Origin of the sequence: Photorhabdus hindustanensis, from assembly GCF_002968995.1 — a bacterium.
Classification (GTDB): domain Bacteria; phylum Pseudomonadota; class Gammaproteobacteria; order Enterobacterales; family Enterobacteriaceae; genus Photorhabdus; species Photorhabdus akhurstii.
In genome coordinates this window covers 1-646 of the sequence record NZ_PUWT01000144.1, presented here as the reverse complement: position 1 = coordinate 646, position 646 = coordinate 1, and the positions used below count along the sequence as shown (strand labels likewise).

The window sequence follows — 646 nt, the reverse complement described above, 5'->3', positions numbered from 1 at the left end:
GTGAAGCGGCCCGGCTCAATATCTACAGCATTGACGGGTCACGCAAAACCGTGACCATCCGGCAGGGCAAGGGCAATAAAGACCGGGTGTTGCCCCTCGGCGAACGGGCTTTAAGCTGGCTCCAGTTCTATCAGCAACAGGTCCGCCCGCAACTGCTGGTCACCCCGGACCTTCAATCGCTGTTCGTGGCGATGGACGGGCTAGACGGGTTGCAACCGAACGGTATCACCCATGCCGTGAGCGGCTATATCCGGGCCGCCGGCATCGAGAAAAAAGGTGCCTGCCACCTGTTCCGGCACGCGATGGCAACCCAGATGCTGGAGAACGGGGCGGACCTGCGCTGGATACAGGCGATGTTAGGCCATGCCAGCGTGGAATCCACCCAGGTGTATACGCAGGTCTCTATCCGGGCCTTGCAGGCGGTACACGCCAGTACGCATCCGGCGGAGCAAATGGCCGACGAAAAAGTCAGCGACGCCGATGAAGTGGGTTTACTGGCCGACCTGTACGCCGAAGACAACGCCGACGCTGACACGCCGCCGGACAGCCCGGCGCCGACCTGAAACCTCAATATCCTCTGACCGTCCGTCCCCGTTAAGTTGGGCGGGTTCGGTGTGGGGGCAGACCGTGGCCGGACTGCCCGTCA

Annotated in this window: 1 protein-coding gene; it reads left to right on the top strand. The window is 62.4% G+C overall.

Translation table 11 applies throughout. The features are described from left to right. The coding region (locus C6H66_RS24660; RefSeq protein WP_146111139.1) for a tyrosine-type recombinase/integrase at positions 1-563 on the top strand (563 nt) is incomplete at its 5' end. Positions 564-646 lie beyond the last annotated feature (83 nt).